Annotated in this window: 21 protein-coding genes and 2 pseudogenes; 15 read left to right on the top strand and 8 right to left on the bottom strand. The window is 72.0% G+C overall.

What is annotated here, in order from left to right; translation table 11 throughout:
• Positions 1 to 11: 11 nt before the first annotated feature.
• Positions 12 to 1,400, top strand: coding sequence for an NADP-dependent succinic semialdehyde dehydrogenase (locus QF034_RS05335; RefSeq protein ID WP_307173843.1), 1,389 nt, complete (start codon positions 12 to 14; stop codon positions 1,398 to 1,400).
• Positions 1,401 to 1,425: 25 nt separating this feature from the next.
• Entirely contained in the window at positions 1,426 to 1,662 is a 237-nt protein-coding gene (locus QF034_RS05340) for a DUF6213 family protein (RefSeq protein ID WP_059417701.1), read from the top strand.
• A 1-nt stretch (position 1,663) separates the two neighbouring features.
• Here QF034_RS05340 and QF034_RS05345 read toward each other — a convergent pair whose 3' ends face one another.
• Positions 1,664 to 2,329, bottom strand: a complete 666-nt coding sequence (locus tag QF034_RS05345; RefSeq protein ID WP_307173844.1) for a thiaminase II/PqqC family protein — start codon at positions 2,327 to 2,329, stop codon at positions 1,664 to 1,666.
• Positions 2,330 to 2,473: 144 nt separating this feature from the next.
• On the opposite strand from QF034_RS05345, the gene QF034_RS05350 reads away from it, so the two are divergent.
• Positions 2,474 to 3,355: a cytochrome P450 family protein gene (locus QF034_RS05350; RefSeq protein WP_307173845.1), complete on the top strand. Its 882-nt coding sequence runs from the start codon at positions 2,474 to 2,476 to the stop codon at positions 3,353 to 3,355.
• Between the two features lie 84 nt (positions 3,356 to 3,439).
• Here QF034_RS05350 and QF034_RS05355 read toward each other — a convergent pair whose 3' ends face one another.
• The gene (locus tag QF034_RS05355; RefSeq protein ID WP_307173846.1) at positions 3,440 to 4,666 is read right to left on the bottom strand and encodes an acyl-CoA dehydrogenase family protein; all 1,227 of its coding nucleotides are present in this window, start codon (positions 4,664 to 4,666) and stop codon (positions 3,440 to 3,442) included.
• Between the two features lie 166 nt (positions 4,667 to 4,832).
• Between QF034_RS05355 and QF034_RS05360 the strand changes: the two genes are divergently transcribed.
• Positions 4,833 to 5,477: a TetR/AcrR family transcriptional regulator gene (locus QF034_RS05360; RefSeq protein WP_086840448.1), complete on the top strand. Its 645-nt coding sequence runs from the start codon at positions 4,833 to 4,835 to the stop codon at positions 5,475 to 5,477.
• Positions 5,478 to 5,571: 94 nt separating this feature from the next.
• On the opposite strand, the gene def is transcribed toward QF034_RS05360, so the two are convergent.
• Complete coding sequence (gene def / locus QF034_RS05365; protein WP_307173847.1) at positions 5,572 to 6,111, bottom strand: peptide deformylase; 540 nt, start codon at positions 6,109 to 6,111, stop codon at positions 5,572 to 5,574.
• Between the two features lie 159 nt (positions 6,112 to 6,270).
• Between def and QF034_RS05370 the strand changes: the two genes are divergently transcribed.
• The 5 genes and pseudogenes from QF034_RS05370 to QF034_RS05390 all read left to right on the top strand — a co-directional run.
• Positions 6,271 to 7,509 carry a MurT ligase domain-containing protein gene (locus QF034_RS05370; RefSeq protein WP_307173848.1) on the top strand — a complete coding sequence of 413 codons (1,239 nt, stop codon included), beginning with the start codon at positions 6,271 to 6,273 and terminating at the stop codon, positions 7,507 to 7,509.
• Positions 7,510 to 7,532: 23 nt separating this feature from the next.
• Positions 7,533 to 8,261 (top strand): type 1 glutamine amidotransferase, encoded by a 729-nt coding sequence (locus QF034_RS05375; protein ID WP_086558790.1) that lies wholly within the window; start codon positions 7,533 to 7,535, stop codon positions 8,259 to 8,261.
• A 201-nt stretch (positions 8,262 to 8,462) separates the two neighbouring features.
• Positions 8,463 to 9,489: pseudogene (locus tag QF034_RS05380) on the top strand (6-phosphofructokinase).
• 116 nt (positions 9,490 to 9,605) lie between these two features.
• Positions 9,606 to 10,556, top strand: coding sequence for a cytochrome c oxidase assembly protein (locus QF034_RS05385; RefSeq protein ID WP_307173849.1), 951 nt, complete (start codon positions 9,606 to 9,608; stop codon positions 10,554 to 10,556).
• 123 nt (positions 10,557 to 10,679) lie between these two features.
• Positions 10,680 to 11,579, top strand: a pseudogene (locus tag QF034_RS05390) (DUF6777 domain-containing protein); the annotation flags it as partial.
• Between the two features lie 128 nt (positions 11,580 to 11,707).
• Here QF034_RS05390 and QF034_RS05395 read toward each other — a convergent pair.
• Positions 11,708 to 11,971 (bottom strand): hypothetical protein, encoded by a 264-nt coding sequence (locus QF034_RS05395; protein WP_307180114.1) that lies wholly within the window; start codon positions 11,969 to 11,971, stop codon positions 11,708 to 11,710.
• A gap of 72 nt (positions 11,972 to 12,043) precedes the next feature.
• Here QF034_RS05395 and QF034_RS05400 point away from each other — a divergent pair, with 72 nt between their 5' ends.
• Both QF034_RS05400 and QF034_RS05405 read left to right on the top strand, forming a co-directional pair.
• Positions 12,044 to 13,885 (top strand): serine/threonine-protein kinase, encoded by a 1,842-nt coding sequence (locus QF034_RS05400; RefSeq protein ID WP_307173850.1) that lies wholly within the window; start codon positions 12,044 to 12,046, stop codon positions 13,883 to 13,885.
• Positions 13,886 to 13,898: 13 nt separating this feature from the next.
• Positions 13,899 to 14,078 carry a hypothetical protein gene (locus QF034_RS05405; protein ID WP_010041043.1) on the top strand — a complete coding sequence of 60 codons (180 nt, stop codon included), beginning with the start codon at positions 13,899 to 13,901 and terminating at the stop codon, positions 14,076 to 14,078.
• Between the two features lie 3 nt (positions 14,079 to 14,081).
• Here the strand turns inward: QF034_RS05405 and QF034_RS05410 are convergent, their stop codons facing one another.
• Genes QF034_RS05410 through QF034_RS05425 form a run of 4 tightly spaced genes read right to left on the bottom strand, consistent with a single transcriptional unit; the run spans position 14,082 to position 18,130 of the window.
• Positions 14,082 to 15,287, bottom strand: a complete 1,206-nt coding sequence (locus QF034_RS05410) for a sensor histidine kinase (protein WP_086558794.1) — start codon at positions 15,285 to 15,287, stop codon at positions 14,082 to 14,084.
• Entirely contained in the window at positions 15,284 to 16,996 is a 1,713-nt protein-coding gene (locus tag QF034_RS05415) for a sodium/solute symporter (protein ID WP_307173851.1), read from the bottom strand. Before QF034_RS05415 ends, QF034_RS05410 begins: the two co-directional genes overlap by 4 nt.
• A 22-nt stretch (positions 16,997 to 17,018) precedes the next feature.
• Positions 17,019 to 17,378 (bottom strand): hypothetical protein, encoded by a 360-nt coding sequence (locus tag QF034_RS05420; protein ID WP_307179804.1) that lies wholly within the window; start codon positions 17,376 to 17,378, stop codon positions 17,019 to 17,021.
• A gap of 2 nt (positions 17,379 to 17,380) precedes the next feature.
• The gene (locus QF034_RS05425; RefSeq protein ID WP_086558796.1) at positions 17,381 to 18,130 is read right to left on the bottom strand and encodes a LytR/AlgR family response regulator transcription factor; all 750 of its coding nucleotides are present in this window, start codon (positions 18,128 to 18,130) and stop codon (positions 17,381 to 17,383) included.
• Between the two features lie 122 nt (positions 18,131 to 18,252).
• Here QF034_RS05425 and QF034_RS05430 point away from each other — a divergent pair, with 122 nt between their 5' ends.
• The 4 genes from QF034_RS05430 (at position 18,253) to QF034_RS05445 (ending at position 24,014) form a co-directional block, all read left to right on the top strand.
• Positions 18,253 to 18,768 (top strand): Lrp/AsnC family transcriptional regulator, encoded by a 516-nt coding sequence (locus tag QF034_RS05430; protein WP_307173852.1) that lies wholly within the window; start codon positions 18,253 to 18,255, stop codon positions 18,766 to 18,768.
• A 125-nt stretch (positions 18,769 to 18,893) separates the two neighbouring features.
• Positions 18,894 to 19,715 (top strand): dimethylargininase, encoded by an 822-nt coding sequence (gene ddaH / locus QF034_RS05435; protein WP_307173853.1) that lies wholly within the window; start codon positions 18,894 to 18,896, stop codon positions 19,713 to 19,715.
• Complete coding sequence (gene rocD / locus QF034_RS05440) at positions 19,712 to 20,947, top strand: ornithine--oxo-acid transaminase (protein WP_307173854.1); 1,236 nt, start codon at positions 19,712 to 19,714, stop codon at positions 20,945 to 20,947. The genes ddaH and rocD overlap by 4 nt, the downstream gene beginning before the upstream one ends.
• Before the next feature lie 592 nt (positions 20,948 to 21,539).
• Entirely contained in the window at positions 21,540 to 24,014 is a 2,475-nt protein-coding gene (locus QF034_RS05445) for a SpoIIE family protein phosphatase (RefSeq protein WP_307173855.1), read from the top strand.
• Positions 24,015 to 24,071 lie beyond the last annotated feature (57 nt).

Here is a 24,071-nt window from a genome sequence, read left to right on the forward strand (position 1 = left end):
GAGGTCAAGCCATGCCCATCGCAACGGTGAACCCGGCGAACGGCGAGACGCTCAAGACGTACGAGGCCATGGGCGAGGAGGAGATCGAGCGCCGGCTCCAGCTCGCGGAGGCCACGTTCCGCACGTACCGGACGACGACGTTCGACGAGCGCGCCCGGCTGCTGAGGAAGGCCGCCGACCTCCTCGACGAGGACCAGCGGGACATCGCCCGCGTGCTGACCACCGAGATGGGCAAGCCGATCCAGCAGGCCCGCGCCGAGGCCGCGAAGTGCGCCAAGGCGATGCGCTGGTACGCCGACCACGCCGAGAAGCTGCTCGCCGACGAGGAGCCCTCCGACACCGACGTGAAGGACTCCGGTGCCTCGCGGGTGCGGGTGCGCTACCGGCCGCTGGGTCCGGTGCTGGCGGTCATGCCGTGGAACTTCCCTCTGTGGCAGGTGGTCCGCTTCGCCGCGCCCGCCCTGATGGCCGGGAACGTGGGCCTGCTCAAGCACGCCTCGAACGTCCCCCAGACCGCCCTGTACCTGGAGGACCTGTTCCACCGGGCGGGCTTCACCGAGGGCTGCTTCCAGACCCTGCTGATCGGCTCCGCCGCGGTCGACGAGATCCTGCGCGACGAGCGGGTCAGGGCGGCCACCCTCACCGGCAGCGAGCCGGCGGGCCGCGCGGTCGCCTCCACGGCCGGGGAGATGGTCAAGAAGACGGTGCTGGAGCTGGGCGGCAGCGACCCGTTCGTCGTCATGCCGTCCGCCGACCTCGACCGGGCCGCGAAGGTCGCGGTGACCGCGCGCGTGCAGAACACCGGGCAGTCCTGCATCGCCGCGAAACGGTTCATCGTGCACACGGACGTCTACGACGCCTTCGCCGAGCGGTTCGCCGAGGGCATGAAGGCGCTGAAGGTCGGCGACCCCATGTCCGACGACACCGAGGTCGGGCCGCTCTCCAGCGAGCAGGGACTGCGCGATCTTGAGGAGCTGGTCGACGACGCGGTGCGCGGCGGTGCGGAGGTACTGTGCGGTGGCGAACGGCCGGACGGGCCGGGCTGGTACTACACGCCGACCGTCCTCGCCGGCATCACCCGGGAGATGCGCATCCACCGGGAGGAGGCGTTCGGTCCGGTCGCCACGCTGTACCGGGCGGCCGACCTGGACGAGGCCGTACTGATCGCGAACGACTCGCCGTTCGGACTGAGTTCCAACGTGTGGACGCGGGACGACGCCGAGGTGGACCGGTTCGTCCGGGACCTGGAGGCGGGCAGTGTGTACGTCAACGGCATGACGGCCTCCCATCCGGCGTTCCCGTTCGGCGGTGTGAAGCGGTCCGGGTACGGGCGTGAGCTGTCCGGGCACGGAATCCGGGAGTTCTGCAACAACATCACGACCGTTTGGCACGGTGCGTGAGTGTTGCGGGGCTACGATCCCGTCTGTGAACCGCGAAGTGACTCTGCCTCTGATCGTCGACGACCGCGGGACCTTGCAGGTGGCTGCGGCCGATGTCAGCAAGCTGTTGCGGACGGTGGGGGGTCGGTGGGTGCGGCTTGTCGAGGCCGGGGAGTCGGGGCTCGACGAGGACACGGTCGCCGCGTTGACGATCGAGCTGGCGAAGTTGGCCGACCGTATTGATGTGGCTTGTATTGCGCACAGCAGTGGGGGTGCGACGTAGCCTAGGGGGCCGCAGTCAACGCGTTCCAGAACATGGCCTCGTACGTTTGCAGGAGACGTCCGTAGCGCTGCGCGCTCGTCTCGTCGAGTCGCCCTGCGTCCAGGGCGGTCCGCACCGCCGCCGTCGCCCGGCTCTCCAGCTCCGGGGACGGCTCCGCGAAGAAGTCGAAGAAGGCACACGCCTCGTCCGTGAAGCCGTAATGGGTGCGCAGGGCCTGGGCGATGGTCGCGCAATAGCCTCCCCACGCGGAGAAGTTGGCGGCCAGGGCCAGGACGACGTCCGCCGGTGCGGCGTTGAGAGCCAGCCAGGCCACGTACGCGGGGTACGCCTGGCATCCCGGGAGCGGCTCGTACGCTGCCGTCCGTGTCTCGTTCACGCCGCACGCCCGGGCGAACGATGCCAGCCGCTCCTCCGCCAGCGCCTCGCCCTCCGCGAGTGTCGCGAAGAAGGCCGCGGCCTCCGGGTCCCTCACGAGGGAGCGCTCCGCCAGATACTCGAAGGCCCGGCGGTCCGCGGGGATCACCCAGGACTGTTCCAGGGCGAGTACGGCGAAGACGGAACGGGGCGCCGTGCCGTCGGCGATCCGGGGGACCAAGGGGTTGGACCGCGGGTCCGGGGCGAGAGCCGCGGTGGTCGTCTGCAGCAGGTCCCGGGCCGGGTGCGTCATCGCGTCCTCCGTCGTCGAGGTGTCGGGACGAGCCTGGCACGGCGTCCCCGATACGGCGTAGTCCGGCGCGAGTTCGGCGCCCCGCCGGGTGATCGTGAGGGGACCACCCCTCTGAGGTGAACCACCTTTTGGCCGGGGGCAAAGATGAGCGAAGAGACGATCAACGAAACGCTGCCTCCGGTCCGGGACCGGCCCGCGCTCGACCTGCCCGGAGCGCACTTCGACCCGGCCCGTGGCGTGGTCGGCCTCCTGGACGCGCCGGAGCACGCCCGGATGCGCCGCAGCGTCGCCGCGGCGTTCACGGCGCGCGGGGTGGAGCGGGTGCGCGAGCGGTCCCGCAGCATGCTGGCGGAACTGGTCGACGAGATGCTCCAGGACGGCCCGCCGGCCGACCTGACCGAGGCCGTGCTCAATCCCTTCCCCGTCGCGGTGATCTGCGAGCTGATGGGCGTCCCGGCCGCCGACCGGCAGGGCATGCACACCTGGACCCAGCTGATCCTTTCCTCCTCGCGCGGCGCCGAGGTCCGCGAGAAGGCGAAGCGGGAGATGGGCGCCTGCTTCTCCGACCTGATCGGCCTGCGCGAGGGCAGCACGGGCGAGGACGTCACGTCTCTGCTCGGGGCCGCCGTGGGCCGTGCCGAGGTCACCCTGGAGGAGGCGGTGGGCCTCGCGGTGCTCCTCCAGATCGGCGGCGAGGCGGTCACTCACAACGGCGGCCGGATGTTCCACGTCCTGCTGACCCGCCCCGAACTCGCCGAGCGGCTGCGCGCCGAGCCGGAGATCCGCCCGTGGGCCATCGACGAACTGCTGCGCCGGCTCCCGCACCGCGACCCGGACAGCGTCCCCGACCAGGGATTCGGCCCGCACTACCGCCCCGACGGCACGCTGGCCCGGCTGGAGTCGGAACTCCTGATGGACGCGCTCCTCGACGGAGTGCCCGGACTGCGGCTCGCCGTCCCCGCCGAGGAGGTGCCGTTCAAGAAGGGGCTGATCCGCGAGCCCGAGGCCCTGCCCGTGACGTGGTGAACCGGCGGCACTCCCCCTCGAACACGACCCAGCCGAGCGCCTTCGCGGCCGGCTTCTTCGCGGCCTGCTGCCCGCTGCCGCCGCTTACCGGATCGGCGTGCCCGACAGCGTCCGGGCGATCACCAGGCGCTGGATCTCGCTGGTGCCTTCGAAGATCGTGTAGATCGCGGCGTCCCGGTGCATCCGCTCCACCGGGTACTCCCGCGTGTAGCCGTTGCCGCCGAGGATCTGGATCGCCTGGGCCGTGACCTTCTTGGCCGTCTCGCTCGCGAACAGCTTGGACATCGAGCCCTCGGCCGCCGTGAAAGGCTTGCCGTTGACGGCCATCCAGGAGGCACGCCAGACCAGGAGCCGGGCCGCGTCGATGGACGTGCGCATGTCCGCGAGCTGGAAGGCCACGCCCTGGTTGTCGATGATCGGCCGCCCGAACTGCTCGCGGGTCTTGGCGTAGTCGAGGGCGACCTCGTACGCGGCCCGGGCCGTACCGACCGCCATCGCCCCGACCGCCGGGCGCGACGCCTCGAACGTGGCCATCGCCGCGTTCTTCACGCGCTCCCCGCCCTGCCTGGCCTTCTCCCGCGCCCGGGCGAGCCGCTCGTCCAGCTTCTCCTTGCCGCCGAGCAGACAGGAGCCGGGAACCCGCACGTTGTCCAGGATGACCTCGGCGGTGTGCGAGGCGCGGATGCCGTGCTTCTTGAACTTCTGCCCCTGGGACAGGCCTTCGGTACCCGGCGGGATGATGAAGGAGGCGTGCCCCTTGGAGCCGAGCTCCGGGTCGACGACCGCGACCACGACATGGACGTTGGCGATACCGCCGTTGGTCGCCCAGGTCTTGGTGCCGTTGATCACCCACTCGTCCTTGGCCTCGTCGTACACGGCCCGGGTGCGCATGGAGGCCACGTCGGAACCGGCGTCGGGCTCCGAGGAGCAGAACGCGGCGACCTTGACGTCGCCCGCGTCGCCGTACATCTGCGGGATCCAGGTGCCGATCTGCTCCTCGGTGCCGTTGGCGAGGACGCCGACGGCGGCGAGACCGGTGCCGACGATGGACAGGGCTATGCCCGCGTCGCCCCAGAACAGTTCCTCCATCGCCATGGGGATGCCGAGGCCGGTGGGGTCGAAGTACTGCTGGGCGTAGAAGTCCAGGGAGTAGATGCCGACCTTGGCGGCCTCCTGGATGACCGGCCAGGGAGTCTCCTCACGCTCGTCCCATTCGGCGGCCGCGGGGCGGATCACATCGGCCGCGAAGCCGTGCAGCCAGTCCCGGACCTCCTTCTGTTCGTCGTTGAGATCCATGGTGAACTCGGCCATGTCGTCCCCTCCAGCGGCACATGTTACTTGCGGTAACACCAGTCTGTTACCGACGGGTAGGTGAAGTCAACTCCTACCGACCGGTCGGCACCCGTTCGATGTCCAGGGCATGTTTGGGTGTTAGTTTGCGCAGGCGTCATCGAATCAGCACGGGTGGGGAGAGCACATGGACACCACGCAGCGGACCGACCAGCAACGGTCCGCCGACCGCCGACGGCGTGAGCTGCTGGAGGCCGCCGACCGAGTGGTGCTGCGCGACGGTCCGCAGGCCTCGATGAACGCGATCGCGGCGGAGGCCGGCATCACCAAGCCGATCCTCTACCGGCACTTCGGTGACAAGGGCGGACTATACGCCGCCCTCGCCAAGCGGCACACGGACGCGCTGCTGGACTCGCTCCGGGCGGCGCTGGACGCACCCGCGGAGAGGCGGGAGCGGGTCGAGGCGACGCTGGACACGTACCTCGCGGCGATCGAGGCGCGGCCGCAGGTGTACCGGTTCCTGATGCATCCGGCTGAGGGGGGCCAGCCGGGGGACCAGGGGTTCGACGTCGGCAAGCACAGCGCTCCGCTGCTGCGGCGGATGGGTGAGGAGCTGGCCCAGGTCATCGAGGAGCGGCTGGATCTCGGGCCGGGCGGGCAGCAGCTGGCGCGGGTGTGGGGGCACGGGATCGTCGGCATGATGCATGCGGCCGGGGACTGGTGGCTGGGAGAACGGCCTTGTTCTCGTGCGGAGTTGGTGCGGAGTCTGGCTGATCTGCTGTGGGGGCGTCTTGCGGCTGCCGGGGACAAGATGGGCGGGCCGGGATTCTGACCGTCTTCCTTCGGCTGCGGGCCGGTGAGGGTTGTTCGCGCCCACGCGGCGGAGCCGCATATCGAACAGCCCCGCGCCCCTGAGGTCGGACACCTCACCCGCGCCAGGAAGCCCGGGCCACCTGGCGCATCAGTTTGCGGTGGCGCCAGCCGCTCAGGTGGTCCGCGTAGATGCGGCCCTCCGTGTGGTCGCACTCGTGCTGGAGGCAGCGGGCGAAGAAGCCCGTGCCGTGCACCGTGATCGGGTCGCCGGTCACCGTGAAGCCCTCGACCACCGCGTGGTCGTAGCGCTCCGTGCCCGCTTCCAGGCCCGGCAGGGACAGGCAGCCCTCCGGGCCCCGGATCACCACTCCGTCCGCCTCGACCAGGCGCGGGTTGACCACGTGGCCCAGGTGCCGGACGTCCTCGTCGTCGGGGCAGTCGTAGACGAAGACCCGCAGCGGCTCGCCGATCTGGTTGGCGGCGAGGCCGACGCCCTGGGCGGCGTACATGGTCGCGAACAAGTCCTCGACGAGCCGGGCCAGTTCGGGACCGAAGTCGGTGACCTCCGCGCAGGGTGTGTGCAGCAGCGGGTCGCCGTGCAGGGTGAGGGGTCTCACGTGGCCGCGGGCGCCGGGGATGGAGCTGTTTCGCATGGCGGCAAGAGTAAGGTCCCTGTCATTCCGCGCCTCCTGCACGAGTTCACCACAGTGCCGCGGTTCGGGAGTGCTAATGGATCTCGATAGGCTGAGGTCCACACCACGTGGCCGTCAGGCTTCAAGGCGCGGCGCGTACGCAAGGAGGATCGAGAACTGATGGCAGGCAACTCGGACCCGCTCTCGCCGCGGGCCAAGCTGGCCGTGACCGCGGGCAAGGCGGTCGCGGCGGCATCGCGCGCCGCGGGGCGCGGCAGCGGTTCGGTGATCGGCGGCCGGGTGGCACTCAAGCTCGACCCCGACCTCCTCGCCCGGCTCGCCCAGAACCTGGACGTGATCCTGGTCTCCGCGACGAACGGCAAGACCACGACCACCCGGCTCATCGCCGAAGCCCTGCGCGCCGCGGGACCGGTCGTCTCCAACGCGCTCGGCGCCAACATGCCGGCCGGCATCACCTCGGCGCTCGCGGGCAGCTCGGACGCCCGGTACGGCGTCATCGAGGTCGACGAGAAGTACCTCGCCGGCGTCGCCCGGGACACCGCGCCGAAGTGCATCGCGCTGCTCAACCTCTCCCGCGACCAGCTCGACCGCGCCGCCGAGACCCGCATGCTCGCCGAGAACTGGCGGGAGGGACTCGCCGGTTCCAAGGCCGTGGTGGTGGCCAACTGCGACGACCCGCTGGTGGTGTGGGCGGCGTCCTCCTCCCCCAATGTGATCTGGGTCGCCGCCGGGCAGATGTGGAAGGACGACGCCTGGTCCTGCCCGTCGTGCGGTGGCGTGATGCAGCGCCCCGGCGACGACTGGTACTGCGGCGAATGCGGCTTCCGCCGTCCGACGCCGAGCTGGGCGCTCTCCGGCGACCACGTCCTGGACCCGCACGGCTCCGCCTGGCCGATCCACCTCCAGCTGCCCGGCCGCGCCAACAAGGCCAACGCCGCCTCCTCGGCCGCCGTCGCCGCCGTGTTCGGCGTGCCGCCGCAGGTCGCGCTGGAGCGCATGTACCAGGTGCAGGCGGTGGCCGGCCGGTACGACGTCGTCCAGTTCCAGGGCCGTGACCTCAGGCTGCTCCTCGCGAAGAACCCGGCCGGCTGGCTGGAGACGTTCTCCCTGATCGACCCGCCGCCCGCCCCGGTCATCCTGTCCGTGAACGCGCGCTCCGCCGACGGCACCGACACCTCCTGGCTGTGGGACGTCGACTACACGCGTCTGACCGGCCATCCGATCTGCGTCGTCGGCGACCGGCGACTGGACCTCGCGGTGCGCCTGGAGGTCGCCGACCAGCACTTCCAGGTCTACGAGAACCTCGACCAGGCCGTGGCCGCGTGCCCGCAGGGCCGGATCGAGGTCATCGCCAACTACACGGCGTTCCAGGACCTGCGCCGCCGGGTCGGCAACTGAGCACGAGACGTCAGGGGACTTTTGTGAGCGACAACCAACTGCGGGTCGTCTGGATCTATCCCGACCTGCTCAGCACCTACGGCGACCAGGGCAACGTCCTCGTCGTGGAGCGCCGGGCGCGGCAGCGCGGCCTGGACGTGGCGCGGCTGGACGTGCGCAGCGACCAGGCGATCCCGACCTCCGGCGACATCTACCTGATCGGCGGCGGCGAGGACCGTCCGCAGCGGCTCGCGGCCGAGCGGCTGCGCCGGGACGGCGGACTGACCCGGGCGGTGGAGAACGGCGCCATCGTGTTCTCCGTGTGCGCCGGTTACCAGATCCTCGGCCACGAGTTCATCAACGACCTCGGGCAGCGCGAGCCCGGCCTCGGCCTGCTGGACGTGGTGTCCGTACGCGGCGAGGGCGAGCGGTGCGTCGGTGATGTGCTGGGCGACATCGACCCGCGCCTCGGCCTGCCCCCGCTGACGGGCTTCGAGAATCACCAGGGCGTCACCCACCTCGGCCCCACCGCCCGCCCGCTCGCCCGGGTGCGGTTCGGCAACGGCAACGGCACGGGCGACGGCACGGAGGGCGCGTTCAACGACACCGTCTTCGGCACGTACATGCACGGCCCGGTGCTGGCGCGCAACCCGCTGATCGCGGACCTGCTCCTGAAGCTGGCCCTCGACGTCAACGCGCTGCCGCCGACGGACGACCGCTGGTACGAGGCACTTCGCAACGAGCGCATCGCGGCTGCTCAGCAGCCTGCGTGAGCGCTGCGCGGCAGCGTACGGCCAGCACGCGTCAACCTGCTGGTCAACAGCCCGTCTGACGGCACATCCGCACAGGTGAGCGGGGTCGTCCAGCAGGCGGACGCGTGCTTCGGTCCGGCCCTTCGATGCCGCTAGGGTGGCGGGGATTCGAGCCGGACAACGTGGTCCGGTCCCGGCCCACGTTGAGAAGGTTTTCGGGCTATGCGCATTGGTGTCCTCACGTCCGGCGGCGACTGCCCCGGCCTGAACGCCGTCATCCGGTCCGTCGTGCACCGCGCCGTCGTCGACCACGGCGACGAGGTCATCGGCTTCCGGGACGGCTGGAAAGGCCTTCTGGAGTGCGACTACCTCAAGCTCGACCTCGACGCGGTGGGTGGCATCCTCGCCCGCGGCGGCACGATTCTGGGGTCCTCCCGGGTCCAGCCCTCCCATCTGCGGGACGGTGTGGAGCGGGCCAAGGGCCATGTCGAGGAGCTCGGCCTCGACGCGATCATCCCCATCGGCGGCGAGGGCACGCTCAAGGCCGCGCGGCTGATGTCGGACAGCGGTCTGCCCGTCGTGGGTGTGCCGAAGACCATCGACAACGACATCGCGGTCACGGACGTCACGTTCGGCTTCGACACGGCCGTCGGGGTGGCGACCGAGGCCCTGGACCGGCTGAAGACCACCGCCGAGTCCCACCAGCGGGTTCTGGTGGTCGAGGTCATGGGCCGGCACACCGGCTGGATCGCACTGCACTCCGGAATGGCGGCCGGCGCGCACGCCATCGTCGTGCCCGAGCGGCCCTTCGACGTCGACGAGCTGACCCGCAAGGTGGGCGAGCGGTTCGAGGCGGGCAAGCGCTTCGCGATCGTCGTGGCGGCGGAGGGGGCCAAGCCCCGGGCCGGGACCATGGAGTTCGACGAGGGCGGCAAGGACATCTACGGGCACGAGCGGTTCGCCGGGATCGCCCGTCAGCTGTCGGTCGAGCTGGAGGGGCGGCTGGGGAAGGAAGCCCGGCCGGTGATCCTCGGGCATGTGCAGCGCGGTGGGACGCCCACCGCCTACGACCGGGTGCTGGCCACGCGGTTCGGGTGGCACGCGGTGGAGGCGGTGCACCGGGGCGAGTTTCGGGCAGATGACCGCGCTGCGGGGCACCGACATCGTGATGGTGTCGTTGGCCGAGGCCGTGGAGACGCTGAAGACCGTGCCGGACGATCGGTACGCCGAGGCGGAGTGTGTTCTCTGAGGCCCCCGCGTCCCTGAGCACGTCTTACCGCCCCCGGTCACCTGTGTGACCGGGGGCGGTTCTACTCTTGGGGCGGACAGATTGCAGCACACCCCCACGAAACAGGAGCCGGCGGTATGGATCACAGCGGGCACGGCATGACCATGGATCTGCCGCCGTTCACGCTGGGACGAGGGCTGGAGTGGTCGACGGACCCGTTCTTCCTCGTCGCCTGCCTGGCCGGGCTGGCGCTGTACGGGTGGGGTGTCGTGCGGCTGATGCGGCGCGGGGACAAGTGGCCGGTGGGGCGGAGCGTCGCCTTCGTCATCGGCGTGCTCAGCATCGTGCTCATGATGTGCACCCGGCTGAACGACTACGGCATGGTCATGTTCAGCGTGCACATGGTGCAGCACATGGTGATCAGCATGGTGTCGCCGATCCTCATCCTGCTCGGGGCGCCGATCACGCTCGCGCTGCGGGCGCTGCCGACGGCGGGACGGGGCCGCAAGGGGCCGCGTGAGCTGCTGCTGATGTTCCTGCACAGCCGGTACATGCGGATCATCACGCACCCGGCGTTCACGATCCCGCTGTTCATCGCGAGCCTGTACGGGCTGTACTTCACGCCCCTGTTCGACACCCTGATGGGCTCCAAGGCGGGGCACATCGGGATGATGGTGCACTTCCTCGCGGTGGGCCTGGTGTTCTTCTGGCCGATCATGGGCGTGGACCCGGGCCCGCACCGGCCGGGCTATCTGATGCGGATGCTGGAGCTGTTCGCGGGCATGCCGTTCCACGCGTTCTTCGGGATCGCGCTGATGATGGCGTCCGAGCCGATGGTCGAGACGTTCAAGAACCCGCCCGCCTCGCTCGGCATCGAGGCGCTCTCCGACCAGAACGCGGCGGGCGGCATCGCCTGGGCGTTCAGCGAGATCCCGTCCGTGCTGGTGCTGGTCGCGCTGCTGTTCCAGTGGTACGCCTCGGACCAGCGTCAGGCCAGGCGCGAGGACCGGGCCGCCGACCGCGACGGGGACAAGGAACTCGAGGCGTACAACGCCTATTTGAGCTCGCTGCACGCACGCGGGAACTGACTTTTCGCACGCCCCGGTTCGCCCGTTCATCCTCGCTTCTGCTCTTCCTCCACAACGCGGCTGAATAGCATTTTCCTTCAGTAGCATGAAACGCGTCGGGAGGAACCGCAGGGGGGAGCGGTGATGCGGAGGATCGCTGTCCTGGTCGTTTTTCTGCTGGCTCTCGGGGGGTGCGATTCGGGCGGGTCCTTGTCCGAGGTGAAGGCCGTGGCCGCGGGAGTTCCGTCCCTGGCGCCTTTCTTCCCCGAGGACAGCGGGCTCGGCCGGGATGCCCGGGTGCGGTCACGGGCCGTGCCCGGTGGCCTGCAGCAGGGGGACAGGCCGGGGCTGTACGGAGGGACGAAGCAGCCGGGGATCTGTGATGTCGAGCGGCTGAAGCGGTTCCTCACGGCGCCGCGCAACGCTCGCAAGGCGCGGGCGTGGGCGGCCGCCCTCGACCTTCGCACGGACGGGATTCCGGGATATCTCGACCGGCTCACACCGGTTCTCCTGCGTCACGACACTCTCGCGGTGAATCACGACTACAAAAAGGGAAAGGCCGTTCCCTTCCGTGCCCTGCTCCAGGCTGGAATCGCGGTTCTCGTGGACCAGCACGGACTTCCGTCGGTCAAATGTTCGTGCGGAAATCCGTTGCGGCCCTTCGAGGGCGACACACGCCGGATATCCGTCACGTTCGGGGACGGCAACGAGAAGTGGCAGGGGTACGACCGTGCCGAGGTGGTGGTCATACGGCCCGCTCCCCGGCAGTTGGAACGCATCGCCCTCGTCGACCTCCAGGACCCCGTCCGGGGCATCGCACGCCCTGTCGGCACGACGGGTGAGGCCGACACCGGCTTCGACGCGACGGAGGGGCGGGCCGTGCCGCGGGTTGCCGGGACGACGTTCGGGGAGGCGAGCCGGCGGCTGGCCGATGCGGGGCTCGCGGTCGCGTTCAGGGGTGCGGAGCCGCCCGCGGACCATGCTCGCGTCATCGCGTCCGAGCCGGGCGCGGGTGTCGAGCTGCGGTTCGGGGCGCAGGTGACGCTGAGCGTGGCGGCGGAGCCGGGGACGGAGGGGCGTACGGCGAGTACGGCGACAGCTTCGCCCTCGGCGTCCTCCACTCCCCCGGTCGGCTCCAGGCCTCCGACGAGCACCTGGCCCGCGCCGCCCCGTCAGCCCCCGTCGAAGGCGCCGACCGGCTCCGTGCCGCCGTCTGCGTCGAGCGCCGCGCCCAGGAGCAGCGCACCGCCCACGGCGACCAGCTCACCACCACAGGTCACCAGCTCCTCTCCCCGGCAGGTCACCAGCCCGCCTCCCACCGGTGAACCGGTCAGGAGCGGCGCGCCGCCGCCGGCGAGCAGCCCGCCCGTGTCCAGCGCTCCCGCGACGACCACCCCTGTGACGACCGTCCCGGCGACGACCGCTCCGTCGACCACACCACCCACCCCGAGCACCACCGTCCAGCGCCGCGCCCCCGCCGAACCCTGGAGAACCCCTGGAGTCGCCGGATGTCCTCAGGATCACCGACGTCGGGAGTGGGCCGGGTCATCGCCGGCCGTTATCTGCTGCTGCGCCCGCTCGGCAGCGGAGGCATGGGGCACGTCTGGCTCGCCCACGACCAGAGACTCGCCTGCGAGGTCGCGCTGAAGGAGATCGTGTTCCGCGATCCGGCCGAGGCCGGAAACGAGCGGGAGGCGCGGGTCGCGCGGGCCCGGGCGGAGGCCCGGCACGCGGCCGGGCTGCGCGGACACCCGCACGTGGTGACGGTGCACGACGTGCTGGAGCACGAGGGGCTGCCGTGGATCGTCATGGAGTACGTGACGGGCGCCGTGGACCTGCGGGAGCTGGTGACCCGGCGCGGGCCGCTCGCTCCGGCCGAGTGTGCCCGCGTCGGTCTCGCCGTACTGGACGCGCTGACCGCGGGGCACGAGCGGGGCGTGATGCACCGGGACGTGAAGCCGGCCAACATCCTGCTCGCGCCGGACCGCGCGGGCTCGCCGTACGGACGGGTCCTGCTCACCGACTACGGCATCTCCGTGCAGCCGGACGCCGGTGAGACGCGGTACACGAGGGCGTCCGTGCTGGTCGGCACGGCGGGGTATCTGGCGCCGGAGCGGGCGTCCGGCGGTGCGCCGACGCCGGCCGCCGATCTGTTCTCGCTGGGCTGCACGCTGTACTTCGGTGTCGAGGGCCGCGGCCCCTTCGAGCGGGAGTCGCACCTGGCGGCACTTACCGCGGTGGTCATGGAGGAGCCGGATCCGCCGGCACGGGCCGGGGCTCTGGAGCCCGTGCTGCACGGGCTGCTCGCCAAGGATCCGGAGCTGCGGATGACCGCCCAGGAGGTGGAGGCCGGGCTGTCGGCACTCGTCACGCCTCATGCGGAGGCGTACGAGCGGACGTGGAGGGACCCGGGGTCACCGTCGCCGTGGGAGACGCCGCCCGTGCCCCCACCCGGGCCGGGCGGCATCGGTCCCGGCGTCGCGGCATCCGGCCTCGCGGCACCCGGTGTCTCCGCACCCGGCGCACGGCGTCGCCGGCGCTCCCCCGCCCTCCGGGCCGTCGCCGCCTGCGGTCTCGGGCTGATCCTCGCGCTCGGCGGGGTCTGGTACGCGCTGGGCGACCGGGCGGGCGGCGGGACGGCGGTGCCGTACGGCGAGGCCGTCGGGCTGGGGAAGCCGCTCGCGGACGGGGACTGTGTGCTCGCGGACTGGCCGGGCGGGGCCCGGTTCGCCGGCACGCCCCGGCTCGCCCTGGACCCGACCTGCCGGGACCAGGCGCCGGACGGGCAGGTGGTGGCGTTCGTCGAGGCGGCCTCGGCGGACGAGGCACGGAAGCTGGGACCGGCCCGGTGCGAGGAGCGGACCCGGGAGCTGCGGGAGCGGCTCGCCGATGTCCGCAGCCACGCCGTCGTGCCGAGCGGCACCGGGTTCGAGGCGGCGGGGCGGCGCACCGCCTGCCTTTTGCTCGGCGCGCACGGGCCGCTGTACGGGCCGCTCGGCGAGCGACGTAGGTTCGGTACGGCGTTCGCCGACACCGCCACCATGCAGAAGCGTGACTGCTTGGACGTCCGTTCGAACCGGGAGGTCCGGCTGGTGCCGTGCGGCGGGCGGTACGACCAGCAGGTGCTCGGATTCACCCGACTGGGCGCCGCTGTGACGCTCGCCGAGGCGCGGACCTCGTCGGACACGGCATGCGCCCGGGACGTGGCGCCACACGACTACGGCTTCGATCCGTCCGTCTACGAGGCCGGTTCGTGGACCAGCGACGGACCCTGGAAATCCGGTACTCATGTCGTCGTCTGCACCGTCAGGAGGCAGAACGGGGGCACCATGGTGGGAAAAGAACCATGAGGAGGGTGTTGCGATGCCCGGTTCCACGAACGGTTCGAACGCGACGAAGACCATGGGAGTCGTCACCGTCGGCGGCCTCGTCCTGGTGACGGCCTACACGGTGGCGCTCGGCAGCAACGGCTGGCTGTGGTTCGGCTGGGTCGTCCTGGGCCTGATCACCCTCGGGATGGTGGTCACCACGAAGAGCACCTGAGGCTCACTCCCGGGTCAGCCGTCCGGCCGAATGCACACCCGGCTGGTACTTGGGAAGCCGGACGGTGATCTTCATGCCCGCACCCGTGGCGGTCTCGATGACGAGGCCGTGGTCGTCGCCGTAGACCTGGCGGAGCCGGTCGTCGACGTTGGAGAGCCCTATGCCGCCCGAGGGGCTGACCTCGCGGGCGAGAATGCGGCGGAGCAGGCCGGGGTCCATGCCCGCGCCGTCGTCCTCGATGACGACCAGGGCCTCGGCGCCCGCGTCCTGGGCGGTGATCTGGATGTGGCACTTGTCGGCCTTGCCCTCCAGGCCGTGCTTGACGGCGTTCTCGACGAGCGGCTGGAGGCACAGGAAGGGCAGGGCGACGGGCAGCACCTCCGGGGCGATCTGGAGGGTGACGGAGAGGCGGTCGCCGAAGCGTGCCCGCACGAGCGCCAAATAGTGGTCGATGGCGTGCAGTTCGTCGGCGAGCGTGGTGAAGTCGCCGTGCCGGCGGAACGAGTAGCGGGTGAAGTCGGCGAACTCCAGGAGCAGTTCGCGGGCGCGCTCGGGGTCGGTGCGGACGAACGAGGCGATCACCGCGAGCGAGTTGAAGATGAAGTGCGGGGATATCTGGGCCCGCAGCGCCTTGATCTCGGCCTCGATGAGGCGGGTGCGGGACTGGTCCAGGTCCGCGAGCTCCAGTTGTACGGACACCCAGCGGGCCACCTCGCCGGCTGCCCGGACGAGGACCGCGGACTCGCGGGGCGCGCAGGCGACGAGGGCGCCGTGCACCCGGTCGTCGACGGTGAGCGGGGCGACGACCGCCCAGCGCACCGGGCAGTCGAGGAGGTCGCAGGTCAGCTGGAAGGCCTCGCCGCGGCCGGTCTCCAGAGGGCCGGCGAGACGTTCCATGATCTCGGTGCGGTGGTGGGCGCCGTCGCCGTCCCAGACCAGGACCTGTTCGGTGTCGGTCAGGCACAGGGCGTCCGTGCCGAGCAGGGAGCGCAGTTTGCGGGCGGACTTACGGGCGGTCTCCTCTGTCAGGCCGGCCCGCAGCGGGGGCGCGGCGAGGGAGGCGGTGTGCAGGGTCTCGAAGGTGGCGTGTTCCACGGGCGTGCCCAGGCCGCCGAGGCTCTTGGGGCGTGCCGTGCGCCGGCCGAGCCAGACTCCCACGGCCAGGACCGGGAGCACGGCGACGCACAGGCCCGCCAGGAACCCGCTCATGCCGTCACCTCCGTGCGCAGTTCCTCGGGCAGGTGGAACCGGGCCAGGACCGCCGCCGTGCCCGGCGGTACCCGGCCGGGGGTGGCCAGCGACACCAGGATCATGGTGAGGAAGCCCAGCGGCACCGACCAGAGCGCGGGCCAGGCGAGCAGGGCGTGCAGCGCGCCCTCGCCCGGGTAGCCCGCCATGGTCGCGGCGACGGCGAGCAGGGCCGAGCCGCCGCCGACCAGCATGCCGGCGGCCGCGCCGGGCGGGGTGAGCCGCCGCCACCAGATGCCGAGGACGAGCAGCGGGCAGAACGACGACGCGGACACGGCGAAGGCGAGCCCCACCGCATCGGCCACCGGGAGCCCGCCGACCAGGACGCTCGCCGCGAGGGGCATGGCCATCGCGAGCACGGTCCCGAGCCGGAAGTGCCGTACGCCGCGTGCGGGGAGGACGTCCTGGGTGAGCACGCCCGCGACCGCCATGGTGAGCCCCGAGGCCGTGGACAGGAACGCGGCGAAGGCGCCCCCCGCCACCAGCGCGCCCAGCAGATCGCCGCCCACTCCCCCGATGATGCGGTCGGGCAGCAGGAGCACTGCGGCGTCCGTGTCGCCGGTGAGGGTGAGTTCGGGGGCGTAGAGGCGGCCGAGTGCGCCGTAGACGGGCGGCAGGAGGTAGAAGGCGCCGATCAGGCCGAGGACCGCGACGGTGGTGCGGCGGGCGGCGACACCGTGCGGGCTGGTGTAGAAGCGGACCACGACGTGCGGCAGGCCCATGGTGCCGAAGAACGTGGCGAGGATCAGCCCGTACGTGGCGTACAGCGGGCGTTCCTCGCGGCTCTCGGCCTGGGCCGGCGACAGGTCGCCGCCGCCGCTGCGCTGCGCCTCGGGGACGGCCGCTCCCGCGGCGAAGGTGAGCCGGGTGCCGCGTTCGACGCGGTGGGCGCCGGCGGGGAGTTCGAGGCGGGTGTCGGTGTGCGTACGGCCGTCCACGGTGCCGGTCACCGTGACGGTGAGGGGCCGGTCCAGTTTCAGGTCGATGCTGTCGCCGACGCGGACGACGCGCTGCTCGCGGAAGGTGGCGGGTTCGTCGAAGGCGTGGCGGGGGGCTCCGTCGCTCTGCCAGGCCAGGACCAGGAACAGGGCGGGGACGAGCAGGGCGGTGAGTTTCAGCCAGTACTGGAAGGCCTGGACGAAGGTGATGCTGCGCATGCCGCCGGCGGCGACGGTGGCGGTGACGACGACGGCGACGATCACTCCGCCGAGCCAGTCGGGCGCCCCGGTCAGCACCGTCAGGGTCAGTCCGGCCCCCTGCAGCTGGGGCAGCAGATACAGCCAGCCGACGCCGACGACGAAGGCTCCGGCCAGCCGCCGCACGGCCTGGGAGGCGAGGCGGGCCTCGGCGAAGTCGGGGAGCGTGTAGGCGCCGGAGCGGCGCAGCGGGGCGGCGACGAAGAGGAGCAGCACCAGGTAGCCGGCGCTGTAGCCGACGGGGTACCAGAGCATGTCGGGGCCCTGGACCAGGACGAGGCCCGCTATGCCCAGGAAGGAGGCGGCGGAGAGGTACTCGCCGCTGATGGCGGCGGCGTTGAGGCGCGGGCCGACGGTGCGGGAGGCGACGTAGAAGTCGGAGGTGGTGCGGGAGATGCGCAGGCCGAAGGCGCCGAACAGGACCGTCGCGACGACGACCAGGGCCACGGCGGGGACGGCGTAGTGGGAGTTCATCGGGCGCCAGTTCGGTCGTCGGTCATCGGTCTTCGACGAGGCGCACGAAGTCGCGTTCGTTGCGCTCGGCGCGGCGGACGTACCAGCGGGCGAGCAGGACCAGGGGGACGTAGAGGCCGAAGCCGAGGACGGCCCACTCCAGGCGGCGGGTGCCGGGCATCGCCGCGAAGAGCAGCGGGAGCGGGCCGATGAGCAGTCCGAGGATCGCGAAGACGGTGAGGGCGGCGCGCAGTTGGGTGCGCATCAGGGACCGGACGTAGGTGTGGCCGAGGGTGGTCTGCTCGTCGATCTCGGTGCGCGGCCGGTAGTAGCCGGAGGCCCTGCGGGTCTGGCGGGGCGGGCCGGTGACGACGACGCGACGCTCGGTGTGGTCCTGGGGCACCGTCACGTCCTCCTCATGAGCAGGTCGCGCAGTTCGCGCGTGTGGCGCCGGCTGACCTGGAGCTCCTCGGAGCCGACCAGGACGCTGACGGTGCCGGCGTCGAGGCGGAGTTCGCCGATGTGGCGCAGGGCGACGAGGTGGCGGCGGTGGATGCGGACGAAACCGCGGGAGCGCCAGCGCTCCTCCAGGGTGGACAGCGGGATGCGGACCAGGTGGCTGCCCTTGTCGGTGTGCAGCCGGGCATAGTCGCCCTGGGCCTCGACGTGGGTGATGTCGTCGACGGCGACGAAGCGGGTCACGCCACCGAGTTCGACGGGGATGTGGTCGGGGTCGGGCTCGCTCACGGGGATGCGGGGCGCGGCGCCGCGGAGCTCGGCGGCACGCCGTACGGCCTCGGCGAGCCGTTCCTTGCGGACGGGCTTGAGGACGTAGTCGACGGCCTTGAGGTCGAAGGCCTGGACGGCGAAGTCCTCGTGGGCGGTGACGAACACGACGAGCGGCGGCCGGGCGAACCCGGTGAGCAGCCTGGCCAGGTCGAGGCCGTCGAGGCCGGGCATCTGGATGTCGAGGAAGACGACGTCTATCGCCTCGGGCCCGCCCGGGCCGGACTCCAGGGCGCGGTTGATGCGGCGCAGCGCCTCGGTCGCGTCGCCGGCGCCCTCCGCGCTGCCGATGCGGGGGTCCGCGTGCAGCAGGTAGAGCAGTTCCTCCAGCGAGGGGCGTTCGTCGTCGACAGCGAGGGCGCGCAGCATGAACCCGGAGTGTAGGGGCGATCGGTACGTCTGGACACGTGCCGGGGGCAGGCGTTCGCGCTGGACACGGTGGCCGCGTCGGGCCGGGCGCGGGGCGGGGTGCCGGTGGATACAGTGCCCGCATGAACAGCAGGTCCACGCCGTTCGACGAACTCGACCGGAAGATCATCACCGCGTTGATGACGAACGCCCGGACGTCCTTCGCCGAGATCGGCACGGCGATCGGGCTGTCGGCCACGGCGGTCAAGCGCCGGGTCGACCGGCTGCGGGAGACGGGCGTGATCACCGGGTTCACGGCCACGGTGAAGCCGTCGGCGCTGGGCTGGCGGACCGAGGCCTACGTCGAGGTGTACTGCGAGGGCGCGGCCCCGCCGCGGCGGCTCGCGGAGGTGGTGCGCAACCATTCGGAGATCACCGCGGCGATGACCGTGACGGGCGGTGCGGACGCGCTGCTGCACGTGCGGGCGCGGGACGTGGAGCACTTCGAGGAGGTGCTGGAGCGGATCCGCCAGGAGCCGTTCATCCGGAAGACGATCAGCGTGATGGTGCTGTCCCATCTGCTCCCGGAGAGTCCGGAGGCCGGGGCCGGCCATCCGGCACCCGAGGAGGCCCAGGGCGGCGCAGCAGACCTGCGCTGACCGGCCGCAAGACGCAGCGTTCCTGCGCGGACACGCAACCTTTGTTTCTTGTCGAGCCCTCAGCCAGTTCCTACCGTTGTGTCAACCCCCAGTCACACACCGTGAGGAAGCGGAGGGACCCCTCTGTGCCCGACTCCCGTGTGCCGCGCCGGCGGCGCTACCTCGTCTGCGAACCCAGACACTTCGCCGTGCAGTACGCGATCAACCCGTGGATGCGTCCCGACGAACCCGTCGACGTCATCCGCGCCCTGGACCAGTGGCAGACGCTGGTCGGCGCCTACCGTGCCCACGGCCATACCGTGGACACTGTGAAACCCGTTCCCGGTCTGCCCGACATGGTCTTCGCCGCGAACGCGGCGGTCGTCGTCGACGGCCGCGTCTTCGGCTCCCTCTTCCACGCGCCCGAGCGCCGCCCCGAGTCCGTGCCGTACGAGGCGTGGTTCAAGTCGGAGGGGTACGAGGTCTACCACCCCGAGTCGGTGTGCGAGGGCGAGGGCGACCTGGTGCCGGCCGGCCGCTGGATCCTGGCCGGGACGGGCTTCCGTACGACCCGGGAGGCGCACCGCGAGGTGCAGGAGCACTTCGGGGTGCCGGTGATCAGCCTGACGCTGGTGGACCCCTACTTCTACCACCTCGACACGGCGCTGTTCGTCCTCGACGACGACACCATCGCCTACTACCCCGAGGCGTTCTCGCCGGGCAGCCGTGAGGTGCTGGCCCGGCTGTACCCGGACGCGGTGCTCGCCACCGGCGAGGACGCGATGGCGTTCGGGCTCAACTCCGTCTCCGACGGGCGGCACGTGTTCATCTCACCGGGGGCGACGGCCCTGGCCGGCCGGCTCGCCGACCGTGGCTACGTCCCCGTCCCCGTCGACCTGTCCGAGTTCCACAAGGCCGGTGGCGGCATCAAGTGCTGCACCCAGGAGATCCGGGAGATCCGCTCATGACCGCACCCGTCCGTACCCAGGACTCGCAGGAGACCCGCGGCTCCGAGGAGCTCATCCGCGCGGAGGAGCCGGTCCTCGCGCACAACTACCACCCGCTGCCCGTGGTCGTCGCCCGTGCCGAGGGCACGTGGGTGGAGGACGTGGAGGGGCGGCGCTACCTCGACATGCTGGCCGGCTACTCGGCGCTCAACTTCGGGCACCGGCACCCGGCGCTGGTCGAGGCCGCCCACCGCCAGCTCGACCGGCTGACCCTCACCTCCCGCGCCTTCCACAACGACCGGCTCGCCGAGTTCGCGGAACGGCTGGCGGCGCTGACCGGCATGGACATGGTGCTGCCCATGAACACCGGTGCGGAGGCGGTGGAGAGCGGGGTGAAGGTGGCCCGCAAGTGGGCGTACGACGTCAAGGGCGTCCCCGCCGACCGGGCCACGATCGTGGTCGCGGCGGACAACTTCCACGGCCGTACGACGACGATCGTCAGCTTCTCCACGGACGAGACGGCCCGGGCGGGCTTCGGGCCCTTCACGCCGGGCTTTCGGATCGTGCCGTACAACGACCTGGCCGCGCTGGAGGCGGCGGTCGACGAGACGACGGCGGCGGTGCTGATCGAGCCGATCCAGGGCGAGGCGGGCGTGATCATCCCGGACGACGGCTACCTGACGGGCGTGCGGGAGCTCACCCGCCGCAAGGGCTGCCTGTTCCTCGCGGACGAGATCCAGTCCGGGCTCGGCCGTACGGGCGGCACTCTGGCGGTCGAGCACGAGTCGGTCGTGCCGGACGTGGTGCTGCTGGGCAAGGCGCTGGGCGGCGGCATCGTGCCGGTGTCCGCGGTGGTCGCCCGGCGGGAGGTGCTCGGGGTGCTGCACCCCGGGGAGCACGGGTCGACCTTCGGCGGCAACCCGTTGGCGGCCGCGGTCGGCACGGCGGTGGTCGAGCTGCTGGAGACGGGCGAGTTCCAGCGCCGCGCGACCGAGCTGGGCGCGGTCCTGCGGGACGGTCTGACGGGCCTGGTCGGCAAGGGCGTCGTCGGCTTCCGCTCGCGGGGCCTGTGGGCGGGCGTCGACATCGACCCCGCGCTCGGCACGGGCCGCGAGATCAGCGAACGCCTCATGCGGGAGGGGATCCTGGTCAAGGACACCCACGGCTCCACGATCCGCCTGGCCCCACCGCTCACCATCACGCGCGAGGAGCTCGAAGGGGCACTGGGGACGCTGGAGAAGGTGCTGCGGTAGGAGGCCGGAGGCTGGCTGCGGAGGCCGCCTTGGCGAGGGGTGACGGCAGGGGCGGCCTGGCGGAGCACGATGCAAGGGGCTGCCCGGCGGAGGGGCGAAGGCGGCCGCCTGGCCGGGGGGATGACGGAGGCCGCCCGGCAGGGGCCGCGTCGCAAGCCGCCTGCCCCGCAGAGGGGCACCGGTGAAGCCGCCTGGCAGCGCGTCGACGCCGGAGACCGCCAGGCAGCCGGTTGATGGCGAGCGCCGCCCTGGCAGGCGGTTGTTGACGGAGACCGCCCTGGCAGAAAGGTGACGGCGCAGGTGGCCCCACCAGGGGCTGACGGCGGGGCCACCACAGCAGCGGGGTGGCCTCCGCCAGGCCGAGCGCGCCACGAATCGCCCCGACCCACGCGTCCCAGCCCCCGGCGGCCAAGCCCGCCACGACCGCCCCGCTTCCAGCGCGTCACGCCCCACCAACCACCCGGCAAAGCCCGCCAACCCAGCCCGCCACCAGCCACCCCAACCGGCCCCGTACAACCCGCCCCCGCATGCCGGAAGGGTGAAGATTGAGGCAAGAGGTGGTAGACCACTCTCAGCGACAGAGAGGTCGGCCGTGGGCGCACACGAGGAGTACGGTCGGCGGCGGTTCGACGTGGCCGACGCCGTGCCCCTGTTGCTCGATCCGCAGGGCGTGGTGACGGGCTGGACCGGCGAGGCCCGGCGGCTGCTGGCCTACCCGGCCGCCGAGGCGGTCGGCAGGAAGCTGGCGGACCTGCTGACGGCCGAGGACGCGCAGCGCGTGCCGGACCTGGTCGAGCGGTGCCGCAGGGACGGCGGCTGGACGGGGCTGCTGACGGCCCGCCACAGGGACGGGCAGCCGGTGAGGGTCGCGGCCCGGATCACCCCGGCCGAGGAGGCGCACGGCGCCTCGCGCTGGCTGGTGCTGCTGTCGGAGCTGGCCGACGCGCCCGGCTGGGACATGAGCCGCACGGTGCTGGAGCGGATGGTGGCCCACGCCCCGGTCGGCATCGCGATCGTGGACACGGACCTGCGCTTCGTATGGTCGAACTCCGCCCTGGAGCAGTTCGGCGGCGGACCGCCGTCCCGGCGGCTCGGCCTGCGCTTCGCGGACGTCCAGCCGGGCCTGGACGCCCAGGCGGTCGAGGCGCAGATGCGGCACGTGCTGGAGACCGGCGAGGCCGTGGTCGGGTACGAGCACGTCGGCCGCGTGGTGTCGGCGCCGCTGCGCGAGACCGCGCACATGCTGTCGTTCACCCGGCTCGAGGACGACCGGGGCCGCCCGATGGGCGTGTACTACACGGTCGTCGACATCACCGAGCGGCACCGCGCCCGGCAGCGGCTGGCGCTCCTCGACCGCGCCAACGAGACCATCGGCCGCAGCCTGGACCTCACGCGCACCGCGCAGGAGCTGGCCGACGTGGCCGTGCCGGGACTGGCCGACCTCGTCACCGTGGACCTGCTGGAGACGGTGCTGCGGGGCGCCGAGGTGACGCCCGGGCCGCTCGCGGACACCGATCCGGTGGCGCTGCGCCGGACGGGCCACCGCTCCTCGGAGGAGGGCGTCCCGCAGGCCCTCGTCGGGATCGGCGAGGTCGCGACGTACCCGGCCGGGTCGCCCCCGGTCGGCTGTCTGACCACGGGCCGGACCTGGCACGCGGAGCGGCTCGATCCGCGGGAGCGGGTGTGGGGCACGGACGGCCCGGGCGCCCGGCGGTCCACGTTCTCGGAGCTGGGCCTGCACAGCGTGATGATCGTGCCGGTCCGGGCCCGCGGCATCACCCTGGGCATCACCACCTTCTTCCGGCGGCACGGCCGGGAGCCCTTCGACGAGGAGGACCTGCGGCTGGCCGAGGACCTCGTCTCCCGCGCGGCCGTCTGCGTGGACAACGCCCGGCGCTACACGCGCGAACGCGACGCCGCGCTCGTCCTGCAGCGCAGTCTGCTCCCCCACCGGCTGCCCGAGCAGGACGCGGTCGAGGTGGCCGCGTGCTACCGGCCGGCCGACGAGCTGACCGGACTCGGCGGCGACTGGTACGACCTCATCCCGCTGTCCGGGGCGCGCGTCGCGCTCGTCGTGGGCGAGGTGCCCGGGCACGGCATCGACGCCGCCGCGGCGATGGGCCAGTTGCGGACGGCCGTACGGACGCTGGCCGCTCAGGATCTGCCGCCCGAGGAGGTGCTGGCGCACCTCGACGACCTGGTGGCGCGGTCGGCCCGGGAAGGGGGCGCCGAACCGGGCGCGGCGGGCTCCGCGGGCACGCAGTCCGTGGGCTCCGGGTGCGTGTACGTCGTCTACGACCCGGTCGACGGCGGGTGCGCGATGGCCGCCGCGGGCCATCCGGTGCCGGCCGTGGTCCTGCCCGACGGCTCGGTCACGTTCGTCGAACTTCCGCAGGGTCCGCCGCTCGGCGTGGGCGGTCCGCCCTTCGAGGCGGTCGAGCTGTCCCTCGTGGAGGGCAGCACCCTCGCCCTGCACACGGACGGGCTGCTGGCCCGGGCGGAGACCTGGGCCGTCGACGCCGGGCGGGAACGGCTGCGCGGGGCGCTGGAAGGTGCGGGTCCGCTGGAGGCGCACTGCCGGAACGTCGTCGACGCGCTGGTCCCGGCGCGCCCGTACGACGACGTGGCCCTGCTGATGGCCCGGACGAAACGCCTGGGCACCGAGCAGGTCGCGGCCTGGGACCTGGAACCCGACCCTGCCCTCGTCGCCGACGCCCGCCACCGGGCCACCCGGCAGCTGGCCCGCTGGGGGCTGGAGGAGCTGGCCTTCACCACGGAACTGGTGGTGAGCGAGCTGGTCACCAACGCCATCCGGCACGCCCCCGGGCCCATCCGGCTCCGCCTGATCAGGGAGCGCGCCCTGGTCTGCGAGGTCTTCGACAGCGGCGCCACCGCGCCCCATCTGCGCCATCCCCGTACGACGGACGAGGGCGGGCGCGGTCTGCTGCTGGTCTCCCAGCTGACCCAGCGGTGGGGCACGCGGTTCGTCCAGGACGGGAAGATCATCTGGGCGGAGCAGTCCCTGACGGAGCTCCCCGAGCTGCCCGTGGCGGCGCTCCTGGAGTGAAGCCGAAGCCGGATTCGCCCATACCGTGGGAAACTGGTCTGACCCCGGCAGTGGTGA

Origin of the sequence: Streptomyces africanus (assembly GCF_030816955.1) — a bacterium.
In the GTDB taxonomy this organism is placed as follows: Bacteria; Actinomycetota; Actinomycetes; order Streptomycetales; family Streptomycetaceae; genus Streptomyces; species Streptomyces africanus.

Excerpts from the sequence above, each read along its gene's own strand:
- QF034_RS05335 (WP_307173843.1), top strand. The coding sequence starts at position 12 with ATGCCCATCGCAACGGTGAACCCGGCGAACGGCGAGACGCTCAAGACG.
- QF034_RS05345 (WP_307173844.1), bottom strand. The coding sequence starts at position 2,329 with ATGACGCACCCGGCCCGGGACCTGCTGCAGACGACCACCGCGGCTCTC.
- QF034_RS05350 (WP_307173845.1), top strand. The coding sequence starts at position 2,474 with ATGAGCGAAGAGACGATCAACGAAACGCTGCCTCCGGTCCGGGACCGG.
- QF034_RS05355 (WP_307173846.1), bottom strand. The coding sequence starts at position 4,666 with ATGGCCGAGTTCACCATGGATCTCAACGACGAACAGAAGGAGGTCCGG.
- QF034_RS05360 (WP_086840448.1), top strand. The coding sequence starts at position 4,833 with ATGGACACCACGCAGCGGACCGACCAGCAACGGTCCGCCGACCGCCGA.
- def (WP_307173847.1), bottom strand. The coding sequence starts at position 6,111 with ATGCGAAACAGCTCCATCCCCGGCGCCCGCGGCCACGTGAGACCCCTC.
- QF034_RS05370 (WP_307173848.1), top strand. The coding sequence starts at position 6,271 with ATGGCAGGCAACTCGGACCCGCTCTCGCCGCGGGCCAAGCTGGCCGTG.
- QF034_RS05385 (WP_307173849.1), top strand. The coding sequence starts at position 9,606 with ATGGATCACAGCGGGCACGGCATGACCATGGATCTGCCGCCGTTCACG.
- QF034_RS05400 (WP_307173850.1), top strand. The coding sequence starts at position 12,044 with ATGTCCTCAGGATCACCGACGTCGGGAGTGGGCCGGGTCATCGCCGGC.
- QF034_RS05405 (WP_010041043.1), top strand. The coding sequence starts at position 13,899 with ATGCCCGGTTCCACGAACGGTTCGAACGCGACGAAGACCATGGGAGTC.
- QF034_RS05410 (WP_086558794.1), bottom strand. The coding sequence starts at position 15,287 with ATGAGCGGGTTCCTGGCGGGCCTGTGCGTCGCCGTGCTCCCGGTCCTG.
- QF034_RS05415 (WP_307173851.1), bottom strand. The coding sequence starts at position 16,996 with ATGAACTCCCACTACGCCGTCCCCGCCGTGGCCCTGGTCGTCGTCGCG.
- QF034_RS05425 (WP_086558796.1), bottom strand. The coding sequence starts at position 18,130 with ATGCTGCGCGCCCTCGCTGTCGACGACGAACGCCCCTCGCTGGAGGAA.
- QF034_RS05430 (WP_307173852.1), top strand. The coding sequence starts at position 18,253 with ATGAACAGCAGGTCCACGCCGTTCGACGAACTCGACCGGAAGATCATC.
- rocD (WP_307173854.1), top strand. The coding sequence starts at position 19,712 with ATGACCGCACCCGTCCGTACCCAGGACTCGCAGGAGACCCGCGGCTCC.